Source organism: Pseudomonas sp. GW821-FHT01A09 (genome assembly GCF_058986725.1).
The window spans coordinates 1-24704 of sequence record NZ_JBYSWB010000032.1; the positions used below are offsets into that span (position 1 = coordinate 1).

24 protein-coding genes are annotated in these 24704 nt (G+C 63.5%); 7 read left to right on the forward strand and 17 right to left on the reverse strand.

Going from position 1 to position 24704, the window contains the following annotated elements; genetic code table 11:
• The 3 genes from AC3WJP_RS25515 to gspE form a co-directional block, all read right to left on the reverse strand.
• Nucleotides 1-110: prepilin-type N-terminal cleavage/methylation domain-containing protein (locus AC3WJP_RS25515; RefSeq protein ID WP_493723854.1), on the reverse strand; the 110-nt coding region annotated here is incomplete at its 3' end.
• Nucleotides 111-119: 9 nt separating this feature from the next.
• Nucleotides 120-1328 (reverse strand): type II secretion system inner membrane protein GspF, encoded by a 1209-nt coding sequence (gene gspF, locus AC3WJP_RS25520; protein ID WP_493723850.1) that lies wholly within the window; start codon nucleotides 1326-1328, stop codon nucleotides 120-122.
• On the reverse strand, nucleotides 1321-3033 hold the full coding sequence (gspE, locus tag AC3WJP_RS25525) for a type II secretion system ATPase GspE (protein ID WP_493723849.1): 1713 nt from the start codon (nucleotides 3031-3033) through the stop codon (nucleotides 1321-1323). The genes gspF and gspE overlap by 8 nt, the downstream gene beginning before the upstream one ends.
• A 527-nt stretch (nucleotides 3034-3560) precedes the next feature.
• Here gspE and AC3WJP_RS25530 point away from each other — a divergent pair.
• Nucleotides 3561-3803, forward strand: coding sequence for a hypothetical protein (locus AC3WJP_RS25530; protein ID WP_493723848.1), 243 nt, complete (start codon nucleotides 3561-3563; stop codon nucleotides 3801-3803).
• On the forward strand, nucleotides 3800-6547 hold the full coding sequence (locus tag AC3WJP_RS25535; protein WP_493723847.1) for a beta-glucosidase: 2748 nt from the start codon (nucleotides 3800-3802) through the stop codon (nucleotides 6545-6547). Before AC3WJP_RS25530 ends, AC3WJP_RS25535 begins: the two co-directional genes overlap by 4 nt.
• A 27-nt stretch (nucleotides 6548-6574) precedes the next feature.
• Here AC3WJP_RS25535 and AC3WJP_RS25540 read toward each other — a convergent pair whose 3' ends face one another.
• The 4 genes from AC3WJP_RS25540 to AC3WJP_RS25555 all read right to left on the reverse strand — a co-directional run bounded on the left by AC3WJP_RS25540 (nucleotide 6575) and on the right by AC3WJP_RS25555 (nucleotide 11464).
• Complete coding sequence (locus AC3WJP_RS25540) at nucleotides 6575-7222, reverse strand: TetR/AcrR family transcriptional regulator (protein ID WP_493723846.1); 648 nt, start codon at nucleotides 7220-7222, stop codon at nucleotides 6575-6577.
• 61 nt (nucleotides 7223-7283) lie between these two features.
• A complete protein-coding gene (locus tag AC3WJP_RS25545; protein WP_493723845.1) occupies nucleotides 7284-8654 on the reverse strand; it encodes an MATE family efflux transporter in 1371 nt (456 codons plus the stop codon).
• 342 nt (nucleotides 8655-8996) lie between these two features.
• Complete coding sequence (gene uvsE, locus AC3WJP_RS25550) at nucleotides 8997-10019, reverse strand: UV DNA damage repair endonuclease UvsE (RefSeq protein WP_493723844.1); 1023 nt, start codon at nucleotides 10017-10019, stop codon at nucleotides 8997-8999.
• A gap of 83 nt (nucleotides 10020-10102) precedes the next feature.
• Nucleotides 10103-11464, reverse strand: coding sequence for an MFS transporter (locus AC3WJP_RS25555; RefSeq protein WP_493723853.1), 1362 nt, complete (start codon nucleotides 11462-11464; stop codon nucleotides 10103-10105).
• A gap of 154 nt (nucleotides 11465-11618) precedes the next feature.
• On the opposite strand from AC3WJP_RS25555, the gene AC3WJP_RS25560 reads away from it, so the two are divergent.
• The 5 genes from AC3WJP_RS25560 (at nucleotide 11619) to AC3WJP_RS25580 (ending at nucleotide 17753) form a co-directional block, all read left to right on the forward strand.
• Complete coding sequence (locus tag AC3WJP_RS25560; protein ID WP_493723843.1) at nucleotides 11619-12545, forward strand: LysR family transcriptional regulator; 927 nt, start codon at nucleotides 11619-11621, stop codon at nucleotides 12543-12545.
• 166 nt (nucleotides 12546-12711) lie between these two features.
• Nucleotides 12712-13605 carry a carbohydrate kinase family protein gene (locus AC3WJP_RS25565; protein WP_493723842.1) on the forward strand — a complete coding sequence of 298 codons (894 nt, stop codon included), beginning with the start codon at nucleotides 12712-12714 and terminating at the stop codon, nucleotides 13603-13605.
• Nucleotides 13606-13911: 306 nt separating this feature from the next.
• Nucleotides 13912-14652: a gluconate 2-dehydrogenase subunit 3 family protein gene (locus AC3WJP_RS25570; RefSeq protein ID WP_493723841.1), complete on the forward strand. Its 741-nt coding sequence runs from the start codon at nucleotides 13912-13914 to the stop codon at nucleotides 14650-14652.
• A gap of 2 nt (nucleotides 14653-14654) precedes the next feature.
• Entirely contained in the window at nucleotides 14655-16439 is a 1785-nt protein-coding gene (locus AC3WJP_RS25575; RefSeq protein ID WP_493723852.1) for a GMC family oxidoreductase, read from the forward strand.
• Nucleotides 16440-16451: 12 nt separating this feature from the next.
• Nucleotides 16452-17753: a c-type cytochrome gene (locus AC3WJP_RS25580; RefSeq protein WP_493723840.1), complete on the forward strand. Its 1302-nt coding sequence runs from the start codon at nucleotides 16452-16454 to the stop codon at nucleotides 17751-17753.
• 93 nt (nucleotides 17754-17846) lie between these two features.
• Here AC3WJP_RS25580 and AC3WJP_RS25585 read toward each other — a convergent pair whose 3' ends face one another.
• The 10 genes from AC3WJP_RS25585 to AC3WJP_RS25630 all read right to left on the reverse strand — a co-directional run bounded on the left by AC3WJP_RS25585 (nucleotide 17847) and on the right by AC3WJP_RS25630 (nucleotide 24702).
• The gene (locus tag AC3WJP_RS25585; protein WP_493723839.1) at nucleotides 17847-18245 is read right to left on the reverse strand and encodes a hypothetical protein; all 399 of its coding nucleotides are present in this window, start codon (nucleotides 18243-18245) and stop codon (nucleotides 17847-17849) included.
• A gap of 30 nt (nucleotides 18246-18275) precedes the next feature.
• Nucleotides 18276-18482: a hypothetical protein gene (locus AC3WJP_RS25590; protein ID WP_493723838.1), complete on the reverse strand. Its 207-nt coding sequence runs from the start codon at nucleotides 18480-18482 to the stop codon at nucleotides 18276-18278.
• Nucleotides 18472-18777, reverse strand: a complete 306-nt coding sequence (locus tag AC3WJP_RS25595; RefSeq protein ID WP_493723837.1) for a hypothetical protein — start codon at nucleotides 18775-18777, stop codon at nucleotides 18472-18474. Before AC3WJP_RS25595 ends, AC3WJP_RS25590 begins: the two co-directional genes overlap by 11 nt.
• Nucleotides 18777-19049: a hypothetical protein gene (locus AC3WJP_RS25600; RefSeq protein WP_493723836.1), complete on the reverse strand. Its 273-nt coding sequence runs from the start codon at nucleotides 19047-19049 to the stop codon at nucleotides 18777-18779. The genes AC3WJP_RS25595 and AC3WJP_RS25600 overlap by 1 nt, the downstream gene beginning before the upstream one ends.
• Nucleotides 19050-19127: 78 nt before the next feature.
• On the reverse strand, nucleotides 19128-19745 hold the full coding sequence (locus AC3WJP_RS25605) for a DUF2589 domain-containing protein (RefSeq protein WP_493723835.1): 618 nt from the start codon (nucleotides 19743-19745) through the stop codon (nucleotides 19128-19130).
• 18 nt (nucleotides 19746-19763) lie between these two features.
• Entirely contained in the window at nucleotides 19764-20270 is a 507-nt protein-coding gene (locus AC3WJP_RS25610; protein WP_493723834.1) for a DUF2589 domain-containing protein, read from the reverse strand.
• Between the two features lie 106 nt (nucleotides 20271-20376).
• Complete coding sequence (locus AC3WJP_RS25615) at nucleotides 20377-21456, reverse strand: helix-turn-helix domain-containing protein (protein WP_493723833.1); 1080 nt, start codon at nucleotides 21454-21456, stop codon at nucleotides 20377-20379.
• A gap of 160 nt (nucleotides 21457-21616) precedes the next feature.
• Nucleotides 21617-22912, reverse strand: a complete 1296-nt coding sequence (locus tag AC3WJP_RS25620; protein ID WP_493723832.1) for an NAD(P)/FAD-dependent oxidoreductase — start codon at nucleotides 22910-22912, stop codon at nucleotides 21617-21619.
• Complete coding sequence (locus AC3WJP_RS25625; RefSeq protein ID WP_493723831.1) at nucleotides 22909-24036, reverse strand: enolase C-terminal domain-like protein; 1128 nt, start codon at nucleotides 24034-24036, stop codon at nucleotides 22909-22911. The genes AC3WJP_RS25620 and AC3WJP_RS25625 overlap by 4 nt, the downstream gene beginning before the upstream one ends.
• An 18-nt stretch (nucleotides 24037-24054) precedes the next feature.
• Nucleotides 24055-24702 carry an amino acid ABC transporter permease gene (locus tag AC3WJP_RS25630; RefSeq protein ID WP_493723830.1) on the reverse strand — a complete coding sequence of 216 codons (648 nt, stop codon included), beginning with the start codon at nucleotides 24700-24702 and terminating at the stop codon, nucleotides 24055-24057.
• Nucleotides 24703-24704 lie beyond the last annotated feature (2 nt).

The window sequence follows — 24704 nt, forward strand, 5'->3', positions numbered from 1 at the left end:
TGACGCACGACGATGGTGGCGACGATGCCCAGCAGCACGATCACCGCGAGCATTTCCAGCAGAGTGAAGCCGCCTTGGCGACCACGGCGTGCAGCGTTGAAACGAGACATGGAAAATCCTCAGATATTACTGGTAAGGCTCATCAGCGGCAGCATGATGGCGAGCATGATCAGGGCGACCATCACCGCCATGATCACGGTAAGCGTGGGCACCAGCGCGGCGAGCAGACGATCGATACCACGCTTGACCTCGACATCGAACACGTCGGCCGCCCTGAGCAACATCGCGCCCAACTGGCCAGACTGTTCGCCGACTTCGATCATCTGGATCGCCAGCTCCGGCAGCAGCGGTTGCTCGCCGAAGGCGCTGGCCAAGGTACCGCCGCCCTTGACCCGCTCGGTGGCCTGTTCGATCTGGGCGCGGATGGCGAAATTGCCGCTCACCTGACGCACGATGAGCAGCGCTTGCAGCAGCGATACGCCGTTGCCCAGCAGGGTGCCGAGCGTGCGTGCCAGGCGCGCGGCTTCGAGGCGCTGCAGCAACGGCCCCAACACCCGGACCCGCAGCAGGCGCAAATCGTGTCGACGCCGTCGGGTCGGCTGGCGGCGTGCGATCGCGAACGTCCACAGCATCGCTACCACGGCGCCCAGCACCATCAACCCATAAGCGCTCATGAATTCGCCCAAGGCGAGAATGGCTTCGGTAATCAACGGGATCGGCACGCCCAGATCGCGAAAGATCGGCACGAACTGCGGCACCACATAGGCCAGCAGCAGGGCCAGCGAAGCCAATACGCCGACCACCAGGAACGCCGGATAGATGAGCGCGTTGACGACTTCGCCGCGCAGCTTCTGACTGCGCTCCAGATACTCCGCCAACTGCGCCAGCGTCACGTCCAGCGCGCCGCCTGCCTCACCGGCGCGCACCAGGCTGATGTACAGCGTCGAAAACTGCCCGTGCTCTTCTTCCAGCGCCTGGGACAGTGGCTTGCCACCTTTGACCTGTTCGCGAATACGTCCGATCAAGCCCGCCCGCCTGGCCGCGCCAGCCTGTTTGTGCAATAACCCCAGGGCGCGCTCCAGCGGTTGCCCGGCACCGAGCAAGGTCGCCATCTGTTGGGTAAAGCTGAGCAACCGAGCGCCATCGAGCAGGCTGGCCGCACCTGACCGGAGGGCCGCGGCGGTGCCTGCTTCGAGTCTCAGCACCAGCAAGCCGCGGGCCTGCAATCGGCTCGCCGCCGCCTGCTCGTCTGCCGCTTCGATGCTGCCCTTTTGCATCGCGCCATCGGCGTCCAGGGCGCGAAACTTGAAGGTGTGCCGATCAGTCACCGCGCGCCACCCGCAGGACTTCTTCGAGCGAGGTGATACCCGCCAGGGCCTGACGCAAACCGTCCTCGAACAGGGTTATCAGGCCATGCCGACGGGCAGCGGCCTCCAGCGTCGCGGCATCGGCCTGGCGCATCAGCAGGCTGCGCAGTTCATCGTTCATGACCAGCAGTTCGGTGATGGCGCTGCGCCCGTGATAGCCACCCCCACTGCCCTGCTCGTCCGGTTTGTACAAGAGGATCGGGCGGGCATCGGTGTAGCGTTCCAGGTCGTGTTGGGCGATCAGCTCGGCGGGGGCTTCGAAAGCGATGCGCGTGGCCGGATCGAGCCGGCGTACCAGGCGCTGGGCGACGATGCCCTGGAGCGTGGAGGCAATCAGGTAATGTTCGACGCCCATGTCCAGCAGGCGGGTGATACTGGCGGCAGCGCTGTTGGTGTGCAGCGTCGAAAGCACCAGGTGGCCGGTGAGCGACGACTGGATAGCGATGCGGCAGGTTTCCAGATCGCGCATTTCACCGATCATGATGACGTCCGGGTCCTGGCGCACGATGGAGCGCAGCGCCGCCGGAAAATCCAGGCCGATGGCCGGTTTGACCTGAATCTGATTGATACCCGCGAGTTGGTATTCCACCGGGTCTTCGACGGTGATGATCTTGCGCTCGGGCGTGTTGAGCCGCGACAGCGCGGTGTACAGCGTGGTGGTCTTGCCCGAGCCCGTGGGCCCGGTCACCAGCAGGATGCCGTGGGGGCGTTCAAGCAGTTCGAGCAGGGTAGCCAAGCGCGGCCCATCGATACCGAGGGTGGGGAAATCAAAGCTCAGGGTCTGGCGATCGAGCAAGCGCATCACCACCGATTCGCCGAATGCGGTGGGCACCGTCGACACCCGCAGGTCCAGCTCACGCCCCTGGATACGCAGCATGATGCGCCCGTCCTGGGGCAAGCGCCGCTCGGCGATGTCCAGGCGCGCCATGATCTTGAGGCGGGAAATCACCGCCGCGGCATAAGCGCTAGGCGGCGCCTCACCCTGGATCAACAGGCCATCGATGCGATAGCGCACCTGCAGCTGGCCTTCGAAGGGCTCGACATGCACGTCGGAGGCACGGTCCTCCACCGCACGCTGCAGAATCATGTTGACCAGGCGGATCACCGGCGCTTCCGAGGCGAGGTCCTTGAGGTGCTCGATGTCATCCTGCTGCCCGCCCTCTTCATCCAGAGACTCGATCAACGCGTCCATGGCGCTGCGGCCCTGACCGTAGAATCGCTCGATCAAGGCGTTGACCTCAGCGGCCGTGGCCACCTGCAACGTCAGCGCCTTGCCCGCGCAGTAACTCATTGCGTCAAGCGCGTATTGCGACAGCGGCGGGCTGGCGGCCACGGTGACCTCGTCGTCACCGACAGCCACCGCCACCACCCCGTAATGGCGCACGAAGCGCTCGCTGCCGATGATCTGCGGGGGGCTGACGAGCAGCGCCTCATCCGCCGCCAAACGCGGTACTTCGAGCAAGGTGGTGTAGGCCTCCACGGCCTGCTCGTCACGCACCGCCCCCAGACGCAGGAGGATGCTCAACACCTGGCCATCGTTGCCGCTTTCGGCCAGGCACAGTTTGCGAGCACGGTTGAGGTCCGCGATCTTGAGGTCGGAGTTTTCAATCAACCAATCGCAGACCAGTGATTGCGAGGGTATGGGCAAAGGGCTGTTTGAGATCATTTAACGCTACTGCCAAATAACCGCTCAGAGACCGTTACCCGGATTCGGAACGGCCTGGAGTTTAATGATCTGATTAATATTAAAGAGGTAAACACCGCGATCTTTTCAGGAACACATCGGCAACTTTCACCCGCGCACAAGATGAACTAATCATCGCTCAACAAGAGACCAGGATGATCGCCGAGGAAGCTTAACAGACCGCTAAACCTAATTGCAACTAGGTTTACTGAATAAAATAAAATGCCGTTAAATCGCTACAAACAGCCATAGAAAACCTGTATAACCGATTTGCACGACGTTTTATTCTAATTTATTTCGTTTTTTTGGCATCAAACCTTAACGAACGAAACGCGCAGAGTCGGTTTTCCTCCGCGTTTTTTTCGTCCGGGGAAAATATCTTTGCGGCCATTGAACTTTTAAGTGCATCATCGAGACTTATGCTTCGACCAACTTCGGGACAATCCCTGCCCCAGGTCGATCAACTACCGCCTCTTCCACTGATCGAGTCAATATCGATGATCCGACCCATGCTGCCTGTCGTGGGCGCAATATTCCTTTGCGCTCAAAGTTTCTCCGTGTTCGCTGCAGATTCAACTTCGGCATCCGCCAGTGCCACTTCCGCGTCCACCTTGCGCGAGCAGGTCGAAGCGCAACGCGATCAACTTTCAGGCGTTTCGCAGATCAGCCAGACCACCCAGAAAAGCTCTTCGGCCCTGCTCGACGCGCCAGTGGCGACCGACGATGCCCCGGCACAGGTGCAACAGCCATGAGCCTATCGCGCCCCGCCCATTCGTTCGCTGCGCCTAAAAGGACGTGTGCCTTGTCCACTTTCAAACAGACCCTGAGCCTGAGCCTGCTCGCCTTCAGCGTTGGCCAGGCCAACCTGGCGCTGGCCGAGGTCACGCCTGCCACCGGTAACGCCGTCGAAGCGCGCGTCAGCTCGATCCTCGACAACATGAGCGAGTCGGAAAAAATCAACTTCACTCGTGTCAACGACGGTCATATGATCCCGTCGCTGCTCAAGTGGGGCATCCAGGGCACGGTCGCCTACGACTCCTCCATGGGCGTACACGTCAACAACGCTACCTTCGGCGCCGCGTACCCATCGCAGTCTGCACTGGCAGCGACCTGGAGCATCAACCGCGCCAAGGAATTCGGCCTGGCCATCGCCTACGAAACGCGTATCTCCGGAGGCCAGCAGATGCTCTCCCCGGGCGTCAACCTGTACCGCACCCCGTATGGCGGCCGTTCCGCCGAGTACCTGAGCGGCGAGGATCCATTCCTCGGCGCGGTGCTTGCACCGGCAGTGGTCAACGCCATCCAGGCCCAGGGTATCCAGGCCAGCGGCAAGCACTACCTGGCCAACGAACAGGAAGCCAACCGCCAGGCGCTCAACGTTGTCGTCGACGAACGCACCCTGCGCGAGATGTACCTGCCGGGCTTCGAATCCATGGTCAAGAACGCCAACGTCGCCTCGATCATGTGCGGTTTCAACAAGATCAACGGCGATTACGCCTGCGAAAACCACCACCTGATCACCGACGTGCTCAAAGGTGAGTGGGGCTATCAAGGCATGGTGATCAGCGACTTCAACGCCATCCACGATGCCTTCAAGGGCGCCTGGGCCGGCACCGACATCGACATGCCGTCGGGCCTGCAATTCACCGAAGCCAACCTGATGCCGTACCTGTGGAGCGGCCAACTGACCCAGAACGTCATCGACGACAAGGTCAAGCGCAACCTGCGCGGGATCGTCAGTTACGACCTGCAGGAGCACCCGAACAGCGCGCAGACTCTGGTGCACACCGAGTACGGCGCACGCGCGGCACTGAACACCGCTCGCGAAGCCATGGTGCTCCTGCGCAACGAAAACACCAGCGCAGGCAAGCCGCTGCTGCCACTGGCCAAGTCCGCCAAGATTGCCGTGATCGGCGATTGGGCCGCCCAGGCACCAGCATCGCCGTTCGGCACCGCCAACTCGCCGCCCAACAGCTACGTCACCGAGTTGAGCGGCTTGCAGCAACTGGCCTCCAGCAGCTCCAATGTCACCTACCTGTCGGACCTGAGCCTCAATCCGCAGGCCTCGGTGTGGTACCAGCCGGCGACCGGCAGCAGCGGCATCAGCAACTCGGGCGTCAAGGCCGAGTACTACGCCAACACCAGTTTCTCCGGTGATCCGGCGCTGACCCGCGTCGAGCCAGGGGTGAACTTCAACTGGACCACCAGCACCAACGTCACCAACGCCGGCACTACCTCGGTGTCCGGCTTCACGCCAACCGCCGGCGCCTTCTCGGCGCGCTTCACCGCCAAGATCAAGCCGACCGTCTCAGGCGTGCAGGTGTTCAAGGTCCGTGCCGATGGCCCGTACAAGGTCTGGGTCAACGACGAGCTGGTCATCGACAGCGACGGCGTGCCGCACTCCGGCGACGTGGTTAACGCCATCGTCACCTCCGGCAAGACCGCCGCACTGGTGGCTGGCAAGCAGTACACGGTCAAACTCGAATACCGTCGTTCGGCGGCCAACTTCACCCCGGCGCTGGGTGGCCTGGCAGGCGTGCAGATGAGCTGGGCGGCGTTGCGTCCACCCAAGGATCTGTCGAAGTACGACGCGGTGGTGGTCGCCGTCGGTACCAACTATGAAAACGAAGGCGAAGGCTCCGACCACGGTTACGAGCTGCCTGACCAACAGGCCGAGCTGATCAGCTACGTGGCCAAGGCCAACCCCAACACCATCGTGGTCATGCACGGCGGCGGCATTGCAGACATGCAGCCATGGGCGAAGAAAGTCGGCGCCTCGCTGCAGGCCTGGCTGCCAGGTCAGCAAGGCGGTCAGGCACTGGCCGAGATCCTCTACGGCAAGGTCAACCCGTCGGGCAAGTTGCCGGTCACCATCGACAAGAGCATCGAGGACAACGCCAGCTACGCCTCGTATCCGGACCCGGCGGCCTATCGCGGCGACAACGCCCTGACCAGCATGACCTACAGCGAGGGTCTGTATCTGGGCTACCGCGCTTACGACAAGAACCACACCAAGCCGCTGTACCCGTTCGGTTTCGGTCTATCGTACACCACCTTCGGCTACAGCGACCTGAAACTGTCGTCCAATGTGCTGACCCCTGGGGCCACCGTCAACGCCAAGTTCACCGTGACAAACACCGGCGACAAAGCCGGCTATGAAGTCGCACAGCTGTACGTGCAGCCGGTGAATTCGACCGTCGACCGTCCGGAGAAAGAACTCAAGGGCTTCACCAAGGTGTACCTGCAGCCTGGCGAGAGCAAAACGGTAAGCATCCCGCTCGACTCGCGCTCGCTGGCCTACTACGTGGACAACACCGACAGCTGGAACGTCGATGCCGGCAAGTTCAAGATCCGCGTGGGCACCGACTCGGAAGATCTGTCCCTGAGCCAGACCTTGACCACGCTCTATCCCGAGCAGTTGACCACTCGTGACAGCAACCCGCTGCCGATCCCGCTGCGCAAGGCAGTGCAGGTCAACACCGCACAAACCTACTGAGGATGTCAGGGCTCAGGGACGAGCCCGTCAGTCTGGCTTGAGATCTCTGGCCAGGCGCTGCAGGTAAAGGTCGAAGACGTGCTTCACTTCGACCTGCTTGCGGCCCCTGAGCCACTGGATCTGCAGCCCGTCCATCATCGAAAAGATCTCCTGGGCCAAGGCTTTCACGTCGACGCCTGCGCGTATCTCCCCCGCTTCGACCAGCGCCGCCAGGTGCGCCTGCGCATGGCCGTGGACGATCTCGAACTTTTCCTGATACCAGGGGAACGCCGGGTGCTTGTCCGAGAGGCTTTCGGTATTGATCATCACCGAGGCCTGGCATTCACGCCGGTCTTCGACACTGAAACTCATGCTCAGCGTGAGGAACTTCACGAAGCCCTCCAGCGTCGGCGCCGTCTCCAGGTCGCTGAAGCGCTCCGTCACGCGCTCGTCGCGCCGATCCAGCAACGCGCGCAGCAGCGCCACCTTGTTGGGGAAGTGATGCAGCAGTCCGACGGTGGTGATGCCGGCGATATCGGCGACATCACGCATCGAAGCGCCCAGGTAACCGTCGCGGGCGAACACTTCGGTCGCCGCATCGAGCAAGGCCATACGGCGCATTTCGCCTTTAGGTGCCCTTCGGCGCTTGGGGCCGGCGGGCGCTTGCGGGGAGTCAGGAGTATCGGTCACAGGCATGCGATTCCATTAGCTGTCGGCCGTATTGACTGCTCGCTCTGGCAGCGGCCGAATGATTCGATCAAGGACAAGCCGCAGTCCGACCACGCTGGCCAACGCGGCGCTCGGCAAAAAACTGCCGCGCCTGGCGCGACGCAATGACGACGGCCAGCGCCGCCACCAGGGCATTGCCACACCACATGCCGACCACCGCTCCGGTAGCACCGTACAGGTATGCACCGGCGTAGACGAAGGGCACCGAGCCCAGGGTTCCGCGCAGCCAGCCCAAGGCCGGCACCCACCAGGCCCGGCCCATGGTCAGGAACATGGATTGGGCGACGAAATCGAGCCCATAGAGAATCCACAGCCCTGCCCCGTATCGGCAAAACGCCTGGAACATGGCCCGGCCACTGTCCTGCAGGTGAAAGTAGTCGGCGGCGTACGGCCCGAACACTATCAGCAAAAGCCATATCGACAAACCATAGAGCACCACCAACCGGCGAATGACCTTGATCACGGTGTGTGCCCGGTCATCGCATCCTGCGCCCAGATTCTGTGCCAGCACCGGCACCAGCGCACTGGGCAGGGCAAAGAAAACGCAGAAACCGAATTGCAGAATGCGGTCGATCACGGCCATGCCGGCCAGCGCCGAAGCGCCCAGGCCGGTGAGCACGATCATCAGGCAGGTGATGCCCACGGGCATGGCCAGATTACCCAACATGGCCGGTAGCGCAATCGGCAAGGTCAGGCCGACGTGCAGCTTCAGGCGCTTGAGATTGACCGTCGCCGACAAGCCGATATGCCGCTTGACCAGCACCAGCCCGACCGCCAAAGACACCAGCGCCGACAGTAGATAGGAGAGTGCGGCGCCATCGAGGCCGAGCCCGCAGACGAAAATCAACAACGGATCCGCCAGCCCCAGCGTCGCGGCTCCCGACAGCAGCACCGCCAGGGCCAGGCGCACGTGGCCCTGGGCACGAAGCATTTGCGCGCACATCTGCATGGCGGCGATCAGCATGCTGGTCGGCAGCACACTGGCGATGAAGCGCCGTGCGGTGCCGTAGCTTTCGGGGTCGGCCCCCAGTCGCTGCGCCAGGTAGACGACAAACAGCCACTCCAGGGCCGCCACCGCCGCCGAAACGCAGAGCACCATGATCAGCAGATGGCTGACCAGCCGCGCCAACGCCTTGCTCGCGTGCTTGCCGATACGCTCGGACAGCACCGCACCGGCGGCGATCACCACGCCTGAAACGAAGGCGCCGTTGATGAAGGTCAGGGTCTTGGCCAGGCCGACGGCCGCCAGCGCCACCTGGTCATCGAGCCTGGCGACGTAGACCAGGGTCAATATATCCACCAGAAACATCGCCAGCAGGCTCAAGGCACTGGTACTGGCGGCGGCGATGATGTGGCTGAAAACCGAGCCCTCGGTAAATCTGGCGCGGGCGGGCGTCATGGTCAGTACTCGAACGAAGCGGTAGGGAATGGCCCTTTGCGGGCGGCGCGACGAAAGCCGCGCCCCGTGGGCGAACGGAGCTTGGCGGGCAGTGCCGAGTGGCCGCGCGGTGCGAACGATACGCGGGTCTGCGGGCAGCTGCCAGCGGCGATGCGTTAAAGACCCTGCGCGCCGACCATTGTCCTGTCAGGGTGACGCATCCTCGCGGACACCAGGCTGTGATCCAACCGTTCAGCCTCGGGCACTTGAGCGATGCGCTGAATGAACTGATGCCGCCCAGTGGGGCCACGCCTGAAGCCTGTCGATGCGCAACGGGACGCTGCCGGAGGTGGAGATGGCGGGTTATCTGGCCAAATACTCCCGATAAAACGCCAAGGTCGCGAGGTTCTTGTCCTTGGCCTCGAACATGATGTCGAACCGCGGCAGGAACTGCAGCGCATACCAGTTGGTCCAGTGGTTCCACATGAGGTCACTATGGCCATAGAGGTCGCGCTTGCTCACCGACTGCAGCAGCGCAGGCATCTCCAGCTTCTGTTCGGCCGAGAAACCCAGGGTCTGCAGATGCTCGGGGGGCTGGGAATAGTGCATGGTCGGGCGCACGCCGCGCCAGCTGTCGATAATGCGCTCGACCCGCGGATCGTCCGGCGCGATGTAGTCGTTCTCGTTGATCCAGCAGTGGTGGATGTCGAGCACCACCGGTGCCAGGTCGGCGAGTTGCAGGCAATTGTCGACGCCGTAGGTCTTTTCTTCGTTCTCGAAGGTGATGCAGTTGCGCGCCACTTCGGACAGCCGCGACCAGATACCCCGTATGCCCTGCGCGCCCAAGCGGCCGGCGATGTGCACGTTGCATTTGAAGTCCTGAAAGCGCGTGCCGTAGCCCATCATGCGGATCATGTCGGCGTGGTATTCGAATTCGGCCAGGCTGTTGTCCACCACTTCAGGTCGGTCGGAACCCAGCACGCAATATTGCCCGGGGTGAAACGACAGGCGAATCTGTGCCTGGCGCGCCAGCTCGCCGATGGCGGCGAAGCCTTCGCCGAGCCAGGTTCGAATGGCCGGTTCCTGGTAGAACGCGTGAACCTTGACGTGGCTGTAGAACGGCAGCAAGTCGCTGCTCAAGCGCAGCATGCGCAATGGCGCAGGCAGCTCGGCGACATAGGCCAGCAGGCGCAACTGCGCTGCAAGGTTGTGGGTGACCACCTCGACCAGCTTGTCCCGCGCCTGCTGTGGCGACACGCTGTCCATCCAGCGCAAGGTGGTGGTGCGCGGGTTGAACGGCGCCTCGATAAGTTTCAACGCGCTGGCCGACAGCGACCGCTCGGGGTGGCGGTACATGCAGGCAAAGCCGATACGGGGGTGAGTCATCGAAGGTCCTGATGCGGCGAAAGTGTCGGGTGATGTTAAGACAACCTTCGCGCCCAGAGTACTCAGTGCACTTGGCTCAGCCGTCAATCACCCTGCGCCGGGGCAATCTCCACCCGCTCGAAACGCCCGGCCAGCACCACGTAGGCGAAGATGCCGATCAGGCCATGGGCGGCGACGAACCACAGCGCCGAATTGAACGAACCGGTGGCGGCCACGAAATAGCCGATCACCACCGGCGTGACGATCCCGGCGATATTGCCGATGCCGTTGAACACCCCGCCACTGAGGCCGACCATGCCTTTGGGCGCGGTGTCGGACAGCACTGCCCAGCCCACTGCGGCCAGCCCTTTGCCGAAGAACGCCAGGGCCATCAAGGCGATGACCATCCAATTGGCATCGACGTAGTTGGCCGATACCAGGCTCGCTGCCAGCGCCATGCCGAACACGAAGGGCGTCTTGCGCGCCCGCGAAGGGTGCATGCCGCGGCGGATCAGATAATCGGACACCACCCCGCCCAGCACGCCACCGGAGAACCCGCAGATCGCCGGCAAAGCAGCCACCCAGCCGGCTTCCATGATGGTCATGCCGCGGCCCTTGATCAGGTAGATGGGGAACCAGGTGATGAAGAAGTACGTCAGCGCGGTGATGCAGTACTGCCCCAGATAGATCGCCCACAGGGTGCGGTTATTGAACAGCTGCATGACTTCAGCGGCCTTGAGCTTGGGCTTGCTGGCCTTGCGATTGGCCTCCAGATCGACCAATGCACCGCCCTCGCGCATATAGGCCAGCTCGGATTCGCTGAGGCGCGCATCGCTCAACGGCTCACGGTAGAGCACGAACCAGAACACCGTAGCCACCAGGCCCAGCACGCCCATCCACAGGAACACATGCTCCCAGCCCAGCGTGTGGGTCAGCCACGCCATCAATGGGGCGAACACCACCACCGCCATGTACTGCGCCGAGTTGAACAACGCCGACGCAGTGCCGCGCTCGCTGGTAGGAAACCAGCACGAGACGATACGGTTGTTGGCCGGGAACGCTGGCGATTCCACCAGACCGAGCATAAAGCGCATGCCGAACAAGGTGATGGCTGCCGTGGAACCGACCAGCCCTATCCAGCCGACGGTACCCTGCAGTATGGTGAACAGCGACCACAATGCCAGGCTGCAACCGTAGACCCGCCGCGCACCGAACTTGTCCAGCAGCCAGCCGCCGGGAATTTGCCCCAGCGCATAGGCCCAGGCGAATGCGGAAAAGATCATCCCGAGCATGATCGGGTCGAGCCCCAGGTCCTTGACCACTCCGGTGCCGGCAATCGACATGGTCGCCCGGTCGGCGTAATTGAGGACGGTGACGATAAAGATCAGCGAGAGGATGACGAAACGGCGGCGGCCCACTTTGGCCTCGGCGATGGGCACCGCCAGGGAAGCGGTCTTGGCATTCATGGGGCTGGTGTTCATGAAGCTCTCCGGCCCCCTGCGTGGAGGGCTGTGTTGTTATGGCCACAGACACCCAAGCCTGCGGATTGCAACCAGAGTAGGAAAACTGACGATGCGCGTCTAACATAGAGACTGAATCGATCAATACAAGAATTGAATCATGGAACTGCATCAACTGCGCTGCTTCGTGATGGTCGCCGACGAATTGCATTTCGGTCGGGCCGCCCGCCGCCTGTTCATGACCCAGCCGCCCCTCAGCCGACAGATCCAGTTGCTCGAGCGTTCGCTGGGCGTGACCCTGCTCGAACGCAGCAATCGGCGGGTCAAACTGACCATTGCCGGTGAGCATTTCCTGCGCGATGCCCGCCACGTCCTGGCTTACACCGAGCAGGCCGCCGACAGCGCGCGACGCCTGGAGCGCGGTGAGGTCGGGCAGTTGCTGCTGGGCTTCACGGCGGTCAGCAGCTATCGGATGATCCCGGGCCTGCTCGAATACACCGCTATCGAGCTGCCGGATGTGCGGGTGGATCTGCGCGAAATGGTTTCCGGCGCGCAGATCCAGGCGCTGGAAGCGAACATGCTGGATATCGGCTTCGTGCGGTGGTCCCACTCACACGCCGGGTTCAACTATCAGCTCATCAGTCAGGAGCCGCTGCTGGTGGTCATGGCCAACGAGCATCCGCTGACGACGCACGCACAGGTGGGGATCGCCGACCTCGATCAGCAGCCGTTCGTGATGTATTCACCGGATGAGGGCCGGTACTTCCATGATTGCATCGCCGGCCTGTTCGCCATGGCCGGGGTCAGCCCGCGCTACCGCTACTACCTGGGCCAGACGCACTCGATCCTGGGATTGGTGCGCGCGGGCCTGGGCGTTGCCATCGTGCCCGCGGCGGCGCGCCATCTGTACCCCGGCCAGTTGCAGTTTCGCCGCCTGCGCGATGCCGACCCGGTGGCGCAGATCTACATGGCCTCACGCCTGGACAACGACAACCCGGCGGTCAAACCCTTTATCCAGATGGCTGGCGAATATTTCAAGCGTGTGGAATCCGCTACCGGCGAGCCGCACTTCCCCGCCGCGCCGTGATCAGAAAAGTATCAGCGCGACGGCATCGCGATACTAGTCATCGGCCGCCAAGCCAACGTATGGTTGGCGCTGCGCGAGCAGCATGTCGATAGAACCGCGCCACGCACGCAAAGGTGCGCCTCGGCCCTCGCCGAGCGAACGCACCTCGAACCCAGGAGAACAAGAAATGGCATTGCCCCACGTAGTCGTCTTCGGCGAAGCCTTGACCGATATCGTTCAAGGCGCCCCCGGGCATTGGCAGGGATACCCCGGCGGTGCGCCGTGGAACGTCGCCCGGGGCCTGAGCCAGTTGGGCGTCAGCAGCGCCTTCGCTGGCGCGATCAGCAGCGATTCGCTGGGCGATGAAATCGCTCGTCAGTCCGTCGCTGCTGGGCTGGACATGGGCTTTATCCAGCGCGTCGATTGCGATCCACTGGTGGCCATCGTCGCTTCCAGCCAACCGCCGCGCTATTTCTTCGCCGGTGAATCGGATCTGCATTTCGACGGCCAGCAACTGCCCCACGGCTGGCTCGACGCTGCGCAACTGTGCCATTTCAGCTGCATCAGCCTGGCCCGCCAGCCACTGGGTGACAAGCTGGTGGCCATCGCCCGGCAGGTACATGAAGCTGGCAAGCAGATCAGCTACGACCCCAACTGGCGCAACCTGATGGACAACCACTACCGCGAGCAGACCTTCCCGACCATGGTCGCGCTGGCCACCATCATCAAGCTGTCGGATGAAGACCTGCGCCAGATCTATCCGGGCCTCACCGAGCATCAGGCGCTGGATGAACTGCGGGCGCTCAACCCCAAGGCGCAGATCCTCTTCACCCGCGGTGAAAAAGGCATGGTGCTGCATACGCTGGAGGGCGAGTACGAACAGGCCGCCATCGCGGTCAAGGTAGTCGATACCGTGGGCGCCGGCGATGCCAGCATGGCGGGCTGGCTGGCCTCGGGGTTGCTGGGCATCAGCGATTACCAGCAACGCCTGCGCTTCTCGGCGGCCTGCGCGTCGGTCTCGTGCAGCCATGCCGGCGCCCAGGCGCCGACCACGGCCGAGGTGCAAGCGCTGCTGGGCTGATAGCGGCTGCCGGTGGATTTAGGTTGATGCATCTGGCCTCTTCGCGGGCAAGCCCGGCTCCCACAATGTTGGACTTCCGGCAGTCCTACCCTGTGGGAGCGAAGCTGGCTCGCGAAGAGGCCAGCCGCCATTAAGGTGAAACCGGTTTCAATTTAATTCACAAATGGTTACATTTGCGCCCGACCGATTTCGCGGCTGATTGCCGCAGCCTTGGTTTCAAGTCGTTGCGTACGTCCCTCTAATAATATCCCCCATAAAAATCCACTTACGTCGCCGCATCGCCTGAACCGCTGATGAGGATCCACCATGTCCGATCGAGAAGACAACCCGCGCCGGGAGTTCCTGCGCAAGACCTTGACCCTGATCCCCGTGGTCACCGTCGCCAGCACCGGGCTGGGCATGAGCGCCCAATCGCTGCTCGCCGCGCCGGCCGCTCCCGAGCACAAGGTGCCGCCGACTCCCCCCAAGGACGACTACCAGCCAAGTTTCTTTACCGCCGAGGAATGGGACTTCATCCAGGCTGCGGTATCGCGCATCATCCCCGCCGATGACCTTGGCCCTGGCGCCCTGGAAGCCGGCGTGCCGGAATTCATCGACCGGCAGATGAACACTCCCTACGCCACCGGCGCCCTCTGGTACATGCAAGGTCCGTTCGTGACCGATGCCCCGGCCGAGATGGGCTATCAACTGCAACTGGTCCCGCAGCAGATCTATCGCCTCGGCATCGCCGCCGCGGAGGCCGCTTGCAAAGCGCAGCACGGTAAAACATTTTCCGCACAAGACAGCGCTACCCGAGACCATTTTCTCAGCACGATCGAATCAGGTGAGCTGCAATTCGACGAAGTGCCGTCCAAGGCATTCTTCAGCCTGCTGGTGCAGAACACCCGCGAAGGCTTCTTCAGCGACCCCGTGCATGGCGGCAACAAAGGCATGGTCGGCTGGACCCAGATCGGCTTCCCTGGCGCGCGCGCCGATTTCATGGACTGGGTGGAGCGCAACGAAGCGTATCCCTTCCCGGCCGTTTCCATTCGCGGCGAGAGGGCATGACCATGGCGACCGTATTGAAAAAAGTCGATGCAGTGATCGTCGGTTTCGGCTGGACCGGCGCCATCATGGCCAAGGAACTCACCGAGGCGGGTCTCAACGTGGTAGCGCTGGAGCGCGGCCCGATGCAGGACACCTACCCCGATGGCAACTACCCGCAGGTCATCGACGAGCTGACCTACAGCGTGCGCAAGAAGCTGTTCGTCGACGTGTCCAAAGAGACCGTCACCGTGCGCCACACCGTCAATGACGTGGCCCTGCCCAACCGCCAACTGGGCGCCTTCCTGCCCGGCAAAGGCGTCGGCGGCGCCGGCCTGCACTGGTCCGGCGTGCACTTTCGGGTCGACCCGATCGAGTTGCGCATGCGCAGCCACTACGAAGAACGCTACGGCAAGAAATTCATCCCCGAAGGCATGACCATCCAGGACTTCGGCGTCAGCTACGAAGAGCTCGAGCCGTTCTTCGACTATGCCGAAAAAGTCTTCGGCACCTCGGGCCAGGCCTGGACCGTCAAAGGCCAACTGGTCGGCGAAGGCAAAGGCGGCAACCCCTATGCGCCTGATCGCTCGAATCACTTCCCGCTGGTCTCGCAGAAAAACACCTACTCGGCGCAGCTGTTCCAGAAAGCCGCTGCGGACATCGGCCTCAAGCCATACAACCTGCCCTCGGCGAACACTTCGGGGCCTTACACCAATCCCTACGGCGCGCAGATGGGGCCGTGCAACTTCTGCGGATTCTGCAGCGGCTACGTCTGCTACATGTACTCCAAGGCGTCGCCCAACGTGAATATCCTGCCGGCGCTGCGCCCACTGCCCAACTTCGAGCTGCGCACCAACGCCCACGTGCTGCGCGTCAACCTCGACAGCACCAGGAGCAAGGCCACCGGCGTCACCTACATCGACGCCCAGGGCCGCGAAGTCGAGCAGCCTGCGGACCTGGTGATCCTCGGCGCGTTCCAGTTCAACAACGTGCGCCTGATGCTGCTGTCCGGCATCGGCAAGCCTTACGATCCGATCACCAACGAAGGCGTGGTCGGGCGTAACTTCGCCTATCAGAACATGGGCACCGTGAAGGCGTTCTTCGACAAGGACACCCACACCAACAACTTCATCGGCGCGGGCGGCAACGGCGTGGCCATCGACGACTACAACGCCGACAACTTCGACCACGGGCCCCATGGCTTCGTCGGCGGCTCGCCGATGTGGGTCAACCAGGCCGGCAGTCGGCCGATCGCCGGTACGTCCAACCCGCCAGGCACCCCGGCCTGGGGCAGCGCCTGGAAGAAAACCACCGCCGAGTACTACACCCACCAGGTATCGATGGACGCCCACGGTGCGCACCAGTCGTACCGCGCCAACTACCTCGACCTGGACCCGACCTACCGTGACGCCTACGGCCAGCCGCTGCTGCGCATGACCTTCGACTGGCAGGAAAACGACATCAAGATGAACCAGTTCATGGTCGACAAACTCAGCAAGGTCGCCCAGGCCATGAACCCCAAGTCCATCGCCCTGCTGGGCAAGAAGGTCAAGGAGCACTTCAACACCGCGTCCTACCAGACCACTCACCTCAACGGCGGCGCGATCATGGGCACCGACCCTAAGACCAGCGCCCTCAACCGCTATCTGCAGTGCTGGGACGTGCACAACGTGTTCGTCCCTGGCGCCTCGGCATTCCCGCAGGGCCTGGGCTACAACCCCACCGGGCTGGTGGCGGCGCTGACCTACTGGTCGGCGCGGGCGATCCGTGAGCAGTACCTGAAAAACCCCGGCCCGCTGGTGCAGGCATAAGGAGCGATGACCATGAAGAACCTGTTTATCGCCTCCCTGCTGTTCAGCGCCAGCCTGCCTTTGCTGGCGGCCGAGAGCAGCGACCCGCTGGTCAAGCAAGGTGAATACCTGGCCCGCGCCGGTGACTGCGTGGCCTGCCACACCGCCAAGGGCGGCAAGCCGTTCGCCGGCGGCCTGGGCATGGAGACGCCGATCGGTACCGTGTACTCCACCAACATCACCCCGGATGCCAGCGGCATTGGTAGCTACAGCTTCGACGACTTCGACCAGGCCGTGCGCCATGGCATCGGCAAGAGCGGCAGCACCCTGTACCCGGCCATGCCCTTCCCCTCCTACGCCAGCGTCAGCGACGACGACATGAAGGCGCTGTATGCCTACTTCATGCACGGCGTCGAGCCGGTGGTGCAAGCGAACAAGGACACCGACATCCCCTGGCCGCTGAGCATGCGCTGGCCGCTGGCGATCTGGCGCGGTCTGTTCGCGCCCAAGGTCCAGCCCACCCCGGCACCTGCCGGCAGCGACCCGGTGGTCAGCCGCGGCGCCTACCTGGTCGAAGGCCTTGGCCACTGTGGCGCCTGCCACACGCCGCGGGCGATCACCATGCAGGAAAAAGCCCTCAACCCCGCCGACGGCAGCCAGTTTCTGGCCGGCAGCGCGCCGCTCGAAGGCTGGATCGCCAAGAGCCTGCGCGGTGACCACAAGGATGGCCTGGGCAGCTGGAGCGAGAACGACCTGGTGCAGTTCCTCAAGACCGGCCGCAGCGACAGGACCGCTGTGTTCGGCGGCATGAGCGACGTGGTCGAGCACAGCATGCAGTACATGAGCGACGCCGACCTGACCGCCATCGCCCGCTACCTCAAGACCCTCCCGGCCAGCGACCCGAACGACAAGCCGCAGGTCTACGACAAGCAGGTGGCCGACGCCCTGTGGAAAGGTGACGACAGCCAGCGCGGCGCCTCGGTGTACATCGACAACTGCGCGGCCTGCCACCGTACCGATGGCCATGGCTATACCCGGGTCTTCCCGGCATTGGCGGGCAACCCGGTGCTGCAGAGCAGCGATCCGACTTCGCTGATCCATGTGGTGCTGGCCGGCGGCACCTTGCAGGCGACGCACACGGCGCCTTCGACCTTCACCATGCCGGCGTTCGCCTGGCGCTTGAGCGATCAGGAAGTCGCCGATGTGGTGAGTTTCATCCGCGGCAGCTGGGGCAACCAGGGTGCACCGGTCAGCGCGGCGGACGTGGCCAAGCTGCGCACCAGCGACATGAAGCACACCTCCGGCGATGATCTGGGGCAAGTCACCCAGCACTGATCGTCAGGGTGGGGCACCGCTGCTCGGTGCCGTGCCGTCTGCGAGGCGGCCGGTGCCGTTCAAGGCGCCGGCCGCCCCTTCCCCTGGGCGTCGTCAGGAGCCCGTCGGTTGCACCTTCATTCGGTAAAGCGCGGGCATACGGTTTTCACTGTCGGACAAGCGGATGGCCAGTCCTTGGTCCGCCGGCTGGCTATACAGATAGCCGGACGTCAGCAGCGTGCAACGACCTGCCCCGGCCCCCTTGAGGAAGTAGGTACGTCGTTGCGCAGCCACTTGGGCGACTTCAAGATCGAAGCCGCAGGCCCAGGCCCCCTCGAAGCGGATGTACCCGGCACTGGCGCCAGCCTCTGCGTCAGGGTGCAGCACGAGGACGACCGGGACCGGACGCCCTTTGTCATCCAGAATGCCGCGAAAATTGTCGGCGACCGCCGACGCCGAGAATAACGTCGCCAATGACACAACGCCGATCAGCGCAGAAGTGATGAGTCTCATGTTGACGATCCTTGTCAGTCGTATTGCCGTTCATGGAATGGGCACATTGGCCGCCCATTGGATAAAAATCGCTGGCAGATCCGCTACCAGCCCGAGCACCACCAGGACCCACAGCAAGGCCTTCAGGCGTACTGTCGATCGACGCCGCGTACACGGCGCAGGCGTACCCGCAAGCCTGCGCAACTGATTGCCTTGCTCGGCCGAGAGTACCAGCAGCACCGAGCGGTCAGTGCCCATGGTGAGGGCCAGAGCGCGCGTAGTGTCCGAACGGATCGCCGTCCAGACGCACGGTGATGGCCTGGTCATCGCTGCCTGGCACCTCGATACGCAGCCGATGCACCCGCTGCCTGCGGCGCGGCGCCCGTCCCACCCTGAGCGCCAAGCCCCCGGAGGCGCCGATGCACTCCACGGTCGCCGCCATCTCCACCGCCATCTCCACCACCCGGGTACCGGGCCACAGGTGCCCGCAGCTGCGTTGCGCCTGGTCCAGCTCGCTACCCAGCGCCCGGGCCAGATCCTCCAGAGCCATCATCAGGACTGCCCGCCATCGTCGGTCAGCCAGTACGGCTTGCGGGCAAATCCGACATGGTAGATCTGCGCCTGCAGAACCACCTGATGCTCACCGATGTTGAGCAGCGAAAAATTCTTCTCGATACCGATGATGTGTCCCCGCGGCGTATCGCTCAGGCAGCGATTGAGCAAGGCGAGCTGGCTTTCCACCTGCGCCTGCGAGTTCAGCTGCTCGGGATCGGTGCTCCCGACCACGATGCGTCTTACGTAGCCTGCATCCGTCAAATCGAACATTGCGTGTCTCCTTCCTGGTGGGCACCTGACCGCCAGCGCGATACCGTCCGGCGCCGGCGGTCAGGTGAGTGAACGTGATTACGCCGTCACCTGGGTGATGGTCCGTGGTGCCACCGATTGAGCGATCATGCCCATCACCCGCGCCAGCCCTTCGGGCATACCGTTGTCGGCGGCATGCACCTGCACGTGATACTTGGCGGACTGATCAGTGGATCGGGTGTTTTCCTTGTGCGAAGAAATCGAACCGGAAATGCTCACCTTGGCGCTAAAAGGCCCCCAGCCGACATTCGCTTCGGCCGCCAGCGCCGCCGCGTAATCGGTCGCGTCCCGCGATTGCACGGCGTTCTTGACCTCCATGTCGAAACTTACATCGACCTTGTTGATCGACAGGTTCGGTACCTTGACCACCGCAAGCAGTGGCACCTCCATTTCTACCGTCTCCATCGGATGTTCGCCGGCAACGGCCGGAAGACTCTGGGAAGGCCGGTCGAAGCGGAACATCACGTTGCGCACCCCGCCCACCCCGCTCGGGTCCTGGCCATCGGATGCCGGCGGCAGGAACCCCACCACCTTGATGAAATCCGCCGTGGCATTGGCCAGGCGCACCTGCGCATCGCAAGCGGCCGTCAGCGGAGCGCCGATCAGGTCGCCCATCGGCAGACCACGGAATTGGTCACCCATTGAAAAATCAGTCATAAAGCCTCTCCATGCTATTCATATCAATTGATCCAGGTTTTGCATCAGCCGCGCCATGCCTTCGGAACAAGGCAAGGTTTCGACTCTGAGGGTGACGTGCGCCAGTGGCCCGCCTTCCCCATTACGACGAACGCCAAGATCGACGTTCAAAGGCGTGTACGTCACAGTTGGCCAGGTGCCGTTGCAATTGTGCGCAGCACCCTCGGCCACGGGCCGCGCCGACGCCTTGACAGCCGCGCCGCCGGGCTCGACGCTCAGGCCAACCTCGAACGAAATCTCCATGTCTTTCACAGCCAGCAATCGTGGCCCGATCAGCGACAGCAGGGGCACCCGCACCAGACGCTCCTCTCCCACACAGGCATCGGGTGACGGCGAAGGCAGCCTGACGTCGATGCTGACCGGCCGATTGTCGGCATCGAAGTACTGGCGCACGGTGGATACCTGAAAGCGCTGGATCTTGTCCTGCGCTTCGGCGACCGCGCCGGCGATACTCTGGATGAGCAGGTGAAGGGATTGATTCGCCACGGGTGACACTCCTTGTCGTCTGATGCGCACAGATTAATCCCAGGCCGATACGCCGGCTTGGACGTGCGTCCCGCAAACTTGTACACGCGTCCCGGATCGGCAGCCCTCAACAGCTGGTCAGCTCGCGCACCCAATGGGCGAACGGGCAACGGTTGCCCGGCTTGCTCATCAAGCTCGAAAACACCGACGGATCACCGCGCTGCATGGCGCTGCGGGCCGCACGCGGAGACAGCCCGAAGGCCTTGCGAAACAGGCGGCTGAAGTGCGCTTCGTCGGCAAATCCGTGTTCACAGGCCAGATCGACGATATGCCGCCCGCTGTTGCTGACGTCGCAGAGGGCCAGCAAGCAGCGACGCAGCCGCCTTTGGCGCAGGTAGTGACACACGCCGCCCAGTTGTTCGAAGGCCCGATAGAGTTGGCTGCGCGACACCCCCAGCTCCTTGGCCAGCATCACCGGGGCGAGGTCTTCACGGTGCAGATTCTGTTCGATATAAAGCCGCACCCGGCGGCCGAGGCTGACGTGCAGGCTCGAGGGTGCTGGCGCCTGGCGAGCAGCCGTCTGGGCGAAGCAGGCCGCCACCAGCCCGAGGATTGGCCGGGTCAGCCTGAGCGCCTCGTTCATGGCCAACCGTGGCGCCGCAGTGGCCAGCGACATCAGCAACGCAGACAGAAACTCACCGGCGGCCGTGTCGCGGCGCAACACCAGGCCATGCAATTGTCCGGCGTCCTGCAGTAACGGTGACAGCGCCATACGTGGAATCAGCAGGCTCACGCCATCGCTGGCCGTGGTGCGGAAGTCGGCCGGCTGCGCCAGATCGAGCATCACCATGTCCAAGGGGCGCACCCGCAGGCCGTTGCCGGCCACCAGCCCGCGTTGCAACGGCAGGTGCAACAGGTAGTGGTCGAGGTCGCACCAGCCCAGCCGCACACTGTCACGGTAGTAGCGGGCACCATCGAGGCGAGCGCGGCACAGCAGAAAACGGTTGAAGTGGTAGACCGTGAGGCAGGCTGAAAACGCGTCTGCCTCGGTGGCGTTCGCCTCGAACAATGCCTCGATCGTTCGTCGCCAGGTCTGCAGGCGCTGATCGCGCGGCACATCCAGCGTGCTGCTGTGGAATCTGGGAATCGCTGCGCTGCCCTGCGCATCGTCGTGGCGTGTGCCTTCAGGAAAAAAATGAAAATCCATCGTACCGGCTCATCTGTGGTCGAGTCGGCGGATTGATTCATGAAAGCCGGCGATGAAACATAGGTGCGCATTTCCCTATTGCACTGCGCGTCGTTGGCCGGTAGCGGGGCTGGCTCGGAAAGGCTACCGGGTCATCGAGCGGATCTCGTTGATGGAAGTCTCAGCTGAATCGCGTCGCCACGAATGGCGCGATATCCATAGGTGGCACCCTGCCGGCGAACAGGCTCGCCACTATCAGCCCCGTCATCGGCGCCGAGGCCAGGCCGACATGGCCATGGCCAAAGGCATGCACCACATCCGCTGTGGCAGTGGCCTGGGCGATGATCGGCAGGCCATCGGGCGTGGACGGACGATTGCCCTGCCAGCGCGAGATACGCAGGCGGCCCGGTTCGTCGCCCAGCCCCGGATAGGTCTTGAGCAACTGATGCAGCAGGATGTCCGCACGCGCCCAGTCCGGTGGCGATTCGACGCTGGCCAGTTCGACCTGGCCTGAAGCCCGCAGGCCGCCGTGGGTCATGGTGTTGGCCATCTTGCCGTCCGAAGGCATGACGGGAATCCGCGGGCCGACGGCAGGGTTGGCGATTTCAACGTGATAACCGCGCTCGCTCTCCAGTATCACAGCGTCCCCTACCTGGCCGGCGAGCACTTTGGAATGGATGCCGGCGGCAATCACCGCCCCCTCGCACGGGACCCTCCCCTGATCGGTGAGCACACCGCGCAAGCGGCCATCGACCACCTCGAAACCTTCGGCACGCGCCCTTACCCACTCACCACCCAAGGCGATGACCCTGCGCACCAGCCCTTGCACATAGGCACCTGGGTCCAGGCAGTGGCCGCCGCTCGGCAACAGCACGGCAAAGCTGTAGCGCTGGCTCAGACTTGGCTCGAAAGCATGTAAGTGCGACCCTTCCAGCTCGCGCCAGAGGATGCCGTTGTCGCGGCGCAGTTGCCAGGCGAAGGCTTCGCGCTCGAACGCCGCGCGGTCCGGATAGACATACAGCAAGCCGTCCTGACGAATCAGTTCGGTAACGCCGCTGGCCGCCGCCAGCGCCAGATGCCGAGTGGCTGCATCACTCAGCAGGCTGGCCAGCACCCGCGCCGTGCGAGTGGCCTTGGTGGGCGTCGCCCCGGCCTGGAGAAAACGCATCAGCCAAGGCGTCAGACGCGGCAGATGACGCCAACGTATGGTGAACGGCCCCTTGGGATCGAGCAGATAGCCCGGGACCTTCTTCCACAGCCCGGGCATCGACATCGGGATGATCGAGGCCGGGCTCAGGAACGCACCGTTGCCGTAACTGGCGGCCTGTTGGCCACCGGGCTCGCCCGGCTCGAGGATCGTCACCCGATGGCCGTCCTCGATCAGCGCCAGGGCGCAGCAGGCGCCGACGATGCCGCCGCCGATGACGACGATGTGGCGGGTGCCTGGGCGGTCATTGATAGCCGCTGGAGTACTCATCGTTCGGCCAATACCCGCGAGTTGCCGCGCAACGAAGCCTCGCTGACCGAAATTCCCAGGCCTGGCCCGGTCGGTACGATCACCGCACCGTCACGATTGGGGATGCGCGTCTCGAGCACGTCTTCGGTCAGCACGTGATGGGGCATGTAGAACTCGCAGCCCAGCGACATGCCCGGCGTGGCGGCGATGAACTGGGTCCCCGCGGCCAGCGCTACGCCCCCCTCCCACAGCGTGCCGCCATAACCGGGGATATGGGCGGTGTCGGCGATCGCCATCAGCCCTTGGGCCTTGAGCATGCCGCCGGCCTTCATCAGCTTGACCGAGATGGCATCGGCGGCGCCGAGACGAATGATCTCCAGCAGATCGCGGGCATCGAAGCAGCTCTCGTCAGCGAGGATCGGTGTGTCGAGGGCATCGGCGAACGAGGCCATGGCCGCGAGGCAATTGCGCGGCACCGGCTGCTCGATGAAGGTCGGGCGGAAGCGGTCGACATCGCGCAGGGTCTTGATCGCGCCGAATGGCTCCAGCGCCTGGTTGTAGTCGAGCCGCAGATCGATGGCGTCGCCGAATTCGCCGCGCATCGCCTCCAGATGGGCCATGTCCTCGGCGTGGGACTTGACCCCGGTCTTGACCTTGAAGATGCGATTGCCCGCCGGGACCATCTCGCGCATGCGCTGCAGATCGGCGTCGAAATCAGGATCGGCGATGGAAAACGACAGGGCGATACTGTCGCGTACCCGCCCGCCCAGCAGATCGGCGACCGACAGCCCGGAGGACTTGCCGAGGATGTCGAACATCGCCGTCTCGATCGCCAGCTTGGCTTCGCCATGGCCTACCAGGGCCACATCCATTGCCAGTGTGGTGGCGCGGATCGCGCGGATGGGCGCGCCGATGACCAGGCTGCGCAGGTACACATCGATGGCGGCGAAGGCGCCTTCGGCGGTGCCGGTGAACACCTCCCAAGGCGCAGCCTCGCCCCAGCCGACGATGCCCGAGGTGGAGGTCAGCTCCACCAGCACGCGCTTGACGCTGCCCTTGACGTTACCGACGCCTTGCAGGCGCGCCATCTTGATCGGGCTTTCGATCAGGAAGACGCGCAATCGCTCGATCCTTTCAATTTCCATGCTCAAGACTCCATCGCTCTATTTCTTCTCGCGGTAACGCACGATCAAGGTCAACGGGAACAGGATCACGAAGTAGGCCACGGCCACCGCGGTGTAGGTTTCCAGCGGACGGAAGCTGTCGTGGGCAACCATCTGGCCTTGATAGACCAGGTCCGGCACGGCCAGCACCGACACCAACGAGGTGTTCTTGAATTGCATGATCGATTGGTTCATCAGCGCCGGCACCATGCGTCGTAGCGCCTGGGGCAGGATGATCCGGCGCATGATCATCGCCGAGGTCATGCCCAGTGCCGTGCCCGCCTCTTGCTGGCCGGGGTCGATGGAAACGATGCCGCCACGGATGATCTCACCGTAGAACGCGCCGCCGTAACAGGACAGCGCCACCACCGAGGCGGTGATCGGGGTCATTTCGATACCGGCCAGAATCGGCAGCGCGTAATAGAACCAGATCAGTTGCACCAGCACCGGCGTGCAGCGAAAGACCTCGGTAAATATCAGTGCCACGGTGCGCACCAGGCGCCAACGGGACAGCAACCCCATGGCGGCCAGCATCCCCAGTGCCAGGCCGCCGATGACGATGGCCACCGTGAACGAGACCGTCAGGCCAAGGCCTTGCAGGAACAGCCAGCGGTATTCCCAGAGGACGGAGAAATCCCACGTGTACATGT